4 protein-coding genes are annotated in these 7,582 nt (G+C 34.8%); all 4 read left to right on the top strand.

Going from position 1 to position 7,582, the window contains the following annotated elements; translation table 11 throughout:
• On the top strand, nt 1-1,399 hold a 1,399-nt coding region (locus CVD18_RS22845), incomplete at its 5' end, for a fibronectin type III domain-containing protein (RefSeq protein WP_103867364.1).
• Between the two features lie 12 nt (nt 1,400-1,411).
• On the top strand, nt 1,412-4,747 hold the full coding sequence (locus CVD18_RS20540) for a T9SS type A sorting domain-containing protein (RefSeq protein ID WP_103867363.1): 3,336 nt from the start codon (nt 1,412-1,414) through the stop codon (nt 4,745-4,747).
• The gene (locus CVD18_RS20535) at nt 4,747-6,108 is read left to right on the top strand and encodes a PKD domain-containing protein (RefSeq protein WP_103867362.1); all 1,362 of its coding nucleotides are present in this window, start codon (nt 4,747-4,749) and stop codon (nt 6,106-6,108) included. The genes CVD18_RS20540 and CVD18_RS20535 overlap by 1 nt, the downstream gene beginning before the upstream one ends.
• A 5-nt stretch (nt 6,109-6,113) precedes the next feature.
• Nucleotides 6,114-7,582, top strand: a 1,469-nt coding sequence (locus CVD18_RS20530; protein ID WP_199185120.1) for a fibronectin type III domain-containing protein, incomplete at its 3' end; no start/stop codon positions are given.

Here is a 7,582-nt window from a genome sequence, read left to right as displayed (position 1 = left end):
TAAATCTATTTATACAGCGTATTTTATTGAACGATCAGAAGATGGTACAAATTTCAAACGATTAGGAGATACTCCATTAATCAATATGAATGATAAGCCAGGTGCTCCTGCCAAAAGGATGTATTATATAGATACATTGTCTCAAAATAATAAAACGTTTTATTATCGGGTTATAGGATTGTCTTCTTTTGGAAAAGAAGGCCCTCCTTCTAAGGTAATTTCTGGGCAAGGAAAACCTACACTTGCGTATACCGCGCATATCACAACACATACCTTAAAAGAAAATGGTAGTGCAGTTTTATTCTGGGAGTTTCCAAAAGAAGGAGTATCTCTAATTGAAGGGTTTAGTTTAAATAGAGCTTCCAAAGCAAATGGTGTTTATGAAGAAGTTGTAGCTAATATTCCTTCTGGACAGAGAGAATTAATGTACGATAAATTACAACCTTCTAATTATTTTACTATTACTGCCCATGGAAAAAGGGGACAAAACACTACTTCTTTAGCTGTTTTTGTGCAACCCATAGATTCCATCCCTCCTAAAATACCCATTGGACTTACTGGAGTTATTGATAGTACTGGAGTCACTAAAATCAAATGGGAAGCAAATACAGAAAAAGATATGTTAGGATATCGCGTATTTCGTGGAAATAAAAAAGGAGAAGAATTATCGCAAATAACCATTGATCCAATAACCCAAACTTCTTTTGTAGATACTGTGCAGGTAGCTTCTTTAAATAGTAAAATATATTATAGTGTGGTAGCTGTAGACCAACGTTTTAACATGTCAGGTTACTCTGAAATGTTGGTGTTAGATAAACCTGATGTTGTAAGACCAACTTCCCCCATTTTTAGTAGATATGAGGTGAAAAATGATACAGTAAATCTAAGATGGATCCCTAGTTCTAGTGAAGATGTAGAACGTTATGAGTTATTCAGAAAAGATATAACGACCTCTGATACTAGTTGGCAACGTATTTTAGATACTCAAAAAGATACTATGTATGTAGATACAGGTTTGCAAATGGATCATAAATACCGCTATGCCATTTTCGCAACAGATCAAAACGGTTTACAATCCTTACCATCTACTCCAATAACTGTATTCATAGCTTTTTCTAAGTCGAATTTACAAACGATAAAGGGAATACAAGGAATTGCGAATAAAGAAGAAAAAGTAATACATCTATCCTGGAGAAATCCATCAGATATGTTTACAGGGTTTATTATGTATAAAAAGAAAAATGAAGGTAGTGCTAGATTATTTAGAGAACTACCTGGAGGTATAAAAAATATAAAAGATAATACAGTAAACCCCAATAATACCTATACGTATTATATAAGGCCTATTTTACCTAATGGTAAATATGGAGGTACAACATCTGTTATCGTTGAATTTTAAGAAACGAAGAAAATGAAAAAAGTAATTGTTATACTATTGGTTTTAATGTCTTGGAGTACTGGGGTCTCTCAAAATCGATATAAAATTGACTTGTGGGATCTTAATTACCGTATAAATAAAGGAGTTAAAAATAGAACCAATTCTAATATTCATATTGAAGTAGTATTTTTTGATGGAGAAAGAGAAACACTATATTTTAGAGATATACAAAACGAAGGAGATGAAGAAATTAATAAAAGCGTACCTTCTGTATATTCCTCTAAGTTACCAGTGAGAATTGATGTTTATGCTTTCGTAAATTTTAGAACAGGGACAGATGCAGAAGGTACCATTCCTGCTAATTTTAGTTTTCCATGTGTAGATTCCAGTAGTTTTTCAGGATATTATTCTCCTAGAATGACTACTATAGATTTTAAATATAGTGTAAGGCCTGTTTTTTCTTTAGGAGTACCACCATATAGGATTATTGGATACGATGACCTATTAACTTTGAATACCACCACTGGTATAGAAACCAGTCAATATAGGTGGCAATATGCTACTACTTATACAGATATTACTCTACCTAACCTTTTTGGTGATCCAAGGGTAAGAAGGGTGTATGATTGGATAAATATACCTGTTCCCAGAGCAAACTCTATTACTTTTACCCCTAATGCTTTTATGGCAGCTTCTGTTGTTGGAAAAGAAGTATATTTCAGAGTTGCATCAGCATGTAGTGATTCTTTTGACTCTAATGTAATTTCTTATATACTTAGGAAATCAGCACCTACAATTACTAGCGTAACTAGTACTCCTACCTCTTGCTTTGATGCAAGAGATGGAACCATTACTATTCAGTTTAATAAAGCATTAGATACTAGAGATAACCTTAGTATATCTGTAGGAGATAAGTCTCAACCTCCTGTAAGAAATGATGAAAGAGGAAACCCTATTTATCCAGCTATAGCAGTTTCTGGAGCAAATAATATCACTTTAGATAGTAATAATAGAGTAACTTTGACCAATGTTCCTCCTAGTGTTAGCGAATATCAAATCAGTCTATATGGTTCTTATAATGGATTAGCATATTATACAGCAGGTACTGGTCATTTTGAAAACATACGTGTGATACGACAATCTCAAGTGGTTTTTAATACACTACCAAAAAATGATAAAGTAGATGTGTTCTGCAACGGCGGTAATGATGGAACCATTACTTTTAGTGCTTCTGGAGGTGTAGGAGGATATAAGTACCTCATTAGAAAAACCTCTGAACCTTGGACAACAGATTGGAGACCTTTTACACATGGTAATACCACAACAATTACAGGTAGAACAAAAGGAAATTACCAAATTAAACTCATGGACGCTAATGGTTGTATAGCTAAAGTCAGAAAAGTAGTACATGGAGAAGTTGTTTTAGGTGAAGAAATTATACAAGAAGTGACCATCTCAGAACCTGATGCCTCTTTGAAAATTGATTTCGATACTGATCTTTCAAAAGATCCTAAAGCTTTTGGATTTACAGACGGAGTTATCGTGGCAAAAGTAACTGGAGGAACACCATATAATGATGGTTCGTATACTTTTGAATGGAAAGATGAAAATGGAACTATTCTAACTGATACCAATACCTTAATAATCCCTGTACCAGATGAAGGATACCAGATCACGCTAAACGGGCTTGCTAAAGGAAAATATTCTCTTACAGTACGTGACAAGAATTATAGTTTAGCTACTTACAAAAATACATGTACCGTCATCAATGCCGAATACGAACTTGATGAACCTGACCCTCTTTTATTAACTATTGAAGAATCTCATGCTATCTCTTGTAATAATACCAATGAATATGGAGATGAGGATAGTGATGGAGAACTCATTGCTCATGCAAAAGGAGGCATCCAACTTGATTTTTTTGATAATAGAGGCTTACCTTACTATTATACTTGGAAAAAACAGAATCCTATTACAGGAGAATGGGAAATTCTTTCTGTTACAGATAGTATTGCCAGAGATTTAGATACAGGAACATATGCTGTAAATATTAGGGATGCAAATAATATTATTCTTGGAGATTATGAAAATAATATTCTAGTACAAGAAAGAGATAGTACATATTTTTTGAACCAACCTAAATTGCTAAAGGTTACCTTTGAAAAAGAAAATGTTGTTTGTAGTAGTGGAGCTAATGGGGTAGCAGAAGTATTTATAGAAGGAGGTATTCCCCCTTATGATATTTCATGGTCAACAGGAGAAACAACTTCTGTAATTACAGGGTTGATTTCAGGGAAATATACTGTTTTTGTAAGTGATAGTAAAGGGTGTCGTACAACAGGAACAATAAATATAGAACAACCCAATGGATTAGAAGCAATGATTATCAATCAAATTGCTCCTACCTGCTATCAAGGTAATGATGGATATATTGATATACAAGCCCAAGGAGGAACACCTCCTTATACTTTTTCTTGGGATTCAGGGCAATCTACAGAAAGTATTCATAGCCTAACAGCAGGAACCTATATATTACAAATCATAGATGCAGAAGAGTGTGTTACTTACAAAGATATTACCCTAGTAGATCCTGATCCAATTACGTTGGATTTAGGAGAGAACAGAACCATTTGCGCAGAACAATCCTTGATTCTTGATATTAGCATTGATGATCCAGAAGCAACATATCTATGGGAATCGGATAACGGTTTTAGAAGTACCGATCCTCAGGTAGAACTTACTAGGTCTGGAACCTATAAAGCTACTTTAATAACTTCTTTAGGGTGTACAGGAACAAATACAGTTAATGTTTCTGTGTCAAATGCTGTGATTGATGCAGATTTTTTGTTGCTATCCCAAGCCTTTACAGGCAAAGAAGTAACTATGGTAAATGTAAGCTTGCCTGATGGAGATATTGTAGAATGGGCCATGCCAGAAGATTCGGGAATAGAAATTGTATCACAGGATAGAGAACGTTTGGTAGTTATATTTAATAAAAAAGGATCGTATGATTTTAGCCTGAAAACATATCAAGGCGATTGCTATCAGGAGTATCAAAAAACAATTATAGTAGAAGAGTCTACTGATTTACCAAATGTTGGAGATGCAGATAACCCATTTATTGAAGAATTTTTGGTGTATCCTAATCCAAATGATGGTAAATTTACTGTAAAAATATCCTTGGCTGAAACAGCATCTATAGCATTGCGTATGTTTAACCTGACCAATAATCATGTAGAAATGGAGCAACGTAAAGATGGATTAAAAGAATACCTAATCCCTGTAGAAATGTCATTAAGTACCGGAGTATATGTACTCGTATTAGAAACTCCTAGAGGAGATCAAATCCGTAAAATTATTATAGAGTAGTGAAACGTATAGCATATATATCAAATATTCTTTTGTTGGCGGTGCTTCTAAGTACCTGTTCAAAGGAAGAGGCTATTCCAGTAGTAGCTGATTTTAAAGCTACTATTGTTGCAGAAGATTATTCTGTTCCAGTGCAGGTTGTAATGATTAATCGTAGTGAAGGTGCAGAGCAATACAAATGGACATTTGAAGGAGGGGAACCCTCTACATCTGTACAAAGAAACCCTGGGGCTATATTATATAAAAACCCTGGAATATATACCATTATCTTACATGCTATGAATCGTGATGGATCAGAAGATCAAAAAGAGGTAACCTTAGATTTAGACGCACCAGTAATCATAGATTTCAAAGCAAAAATACAGATAGATAATTTCGCTCCAACAACAGTAGGTATAACTAATACCTCTATGGGAGCAACTACCTATCAATGGAGTTTTGAAGGGGGTAATCCTGTAACTACAGATCAAAAAGACCCAGGCAATGTGGTTTTTGAACAACCAGGAGAGCATAAAATCGCACTAAAAATAAGTAACGGGCGAGAAACTTATGCAAAAGATACAACCATTACGGTTGCACCTTTTTTGATTGCTGATTTTGATTGGGAAGTGAATTTTCAAGATAAAGATTTTCAAGCCCCTGTACAATTGTCAATGCAAAATAAAAGTAAAAGTGCTACTACATATCAATGGAGTTTTGATGGAGGAATCCCCTCAGCCACTACAGAAGAAAACCCTACAGTAGTTTTTAATACTATTGGAACTCATAATATGATATTAACAGCTACAAACGGAAAAGAAACTAAATCAATAACAAAAACGATAACGATATTACCAGATACCAACATTAAAGTCTTTGAGAATATTCATTTAGGAATAAATACGGCACATAATACCAATACTATCGGAAGTTTCTTTTCTGGATATACAGAACAAGTATATACTAAATCACAAATTACATCTGGTAATGGAGCAAGAATTGATTTAGTATTTTTTGGTCTCAATAGTGGTTTTAGTTTTAATCGATTTTATGCCCCAGACATGTTAGAAGGTACTACTTTTGATGCCATCCCCAATGCTACCCATACCAAGATGATTAATGTTTTAGAGGGATGTGCTTGCGGAGCAAGTTTAACCCTTACACAATTTGATAATATGACCAATGATACTATACTACGTGGCTTGACAATCACCGAAACCATAGATGGCCTGCAACCATTTAATAATAGTGTGGTACCAAGAATTATCCTGTTTGAAACCGAAGATGGGAGAAAAGGAGCTTTAAAAATCAAAAAGTACATTCCAGATGGAGCAAACTCTTATATCGAAACAGATATTAAAATTCAAAAATTACCAAACTAACCCTTATGAATAGCTATATTAAAACATATATCCTACTTCTACTGCTGTTACTTCCTTTTTTTGGAGTTGCTCAGAGTCCTGTTCAGGTAACTGCACAAATGATTCCTCCTTATAGTGTAACCCTCGCAGATTATGCTACTGCAAATAGTGATCGTCTAGTGGTTAATTTACTTTTGGGAGATGTTACAGAGTTTAATCGTCAGGTTACATTAAAACTGTTTATAGAAGGTAATGGTATTGCTGTACAAAGTACAGATGTTGTTTCAGGAGTTTCCCCTGTTACTTTAGATGGAGGTGTTCCACTACGGTTAACTAATATAGATTTACGCTCCTATTTTCAGATAGAAAATCTGGTAGGAATATCTCCTGTTCAATATAGTAAGCCTCTTCCCGCAGGTTTGTATCGTTTTTGTTTTGAAGCATATGATTACTTAACAGGAAGGCTGATTTCTAAAAAAAGCTGTGCAATAGCCTATATCGTATTAAATGACCCTCCGATTTTAAACCTTCCGGTACGAAATGAAAATATTACGATCAAAGATCCACAAAATATTATTTTTAATTGGACACCTCGTCATGTAAATGCAACCAATATACAATATGAGTTTACTCTGGCAGAAATATGGGATACAAATATTGACCCTCAGGCAGGATTTTTGGCGAGTAGACCATTATATCAAACTACAACGCGATCAACAACATTATTGTATGGTCCTGCAGAGACACCCTTACTACCAGATAAAACTTATGGTTGGCGGGTACGGGCAATCGCGGTGGATGGAATTAATGAATTGTCCTTGTTTAAAAATGGAGGATATAGTGAGGTTTATCATTTTAATTACACTGGGCAATGTACAGCGCCACAATATGTCCTTGCAGAGAGTAATGCTTATAACGCAGCACAGGTATTTTGGCAGGGAGTAGATCATCAAAAATATCAGGTACAGTATCGTAAAAAAGAGGGAAACAATTCTGGATGGTTTGAGGTAAATGCTTATAATGAAAATACCAAAATCCAGCAGTTAGAAGAAAATACAACCTATGAGTATAGAGTTGGTGGACAATGTGGAGAAAACGGAGGGTATACCTATTCCCGTTTATTTGAATTTACCACAACAACTCGAGGAGAATCCAATTTTACATGTGGAGTGACTCCAGAATTACATATTGATAATCAGGATCCATTAGAAACATTGGTAGTTAATGATGTATTTACTGCTGGAGAATTTCCAGTAACAGTAAAACGCATTCTATCAGGTAATACAGAATCCCCAGAGATAGGCGAGGTTGCTCAAGGAGGAAATGGAATATTTTCAGGGTGGGGATATATTACCGTTCCTTATTTATCCGATACCAAAATAAAAATTGGCTTTAGTAATATAAAAATTAATACCGATTATGAACTTGTTGATGGAATCTTAGTCACGGATTACGATCCTGACTGGAGTGGAATGGATGATGTGAGTGATGAGAT

Origin of the sequence: Aquimarina sp. I32.4 (genome assembly GCF_002924285.1) — a bacterium.
Taxonomy (GTDB): Bacteria; Bacteroidota; Bacteroidia; order Flavobacteriales; family Flavobacteriaceae; genus Aquimarina.
The sequence above is the reverse complement of the archived record's forward strand: the minus strand, read 5'-3'. Positions and strand labels throughout refer to the sequence as shown.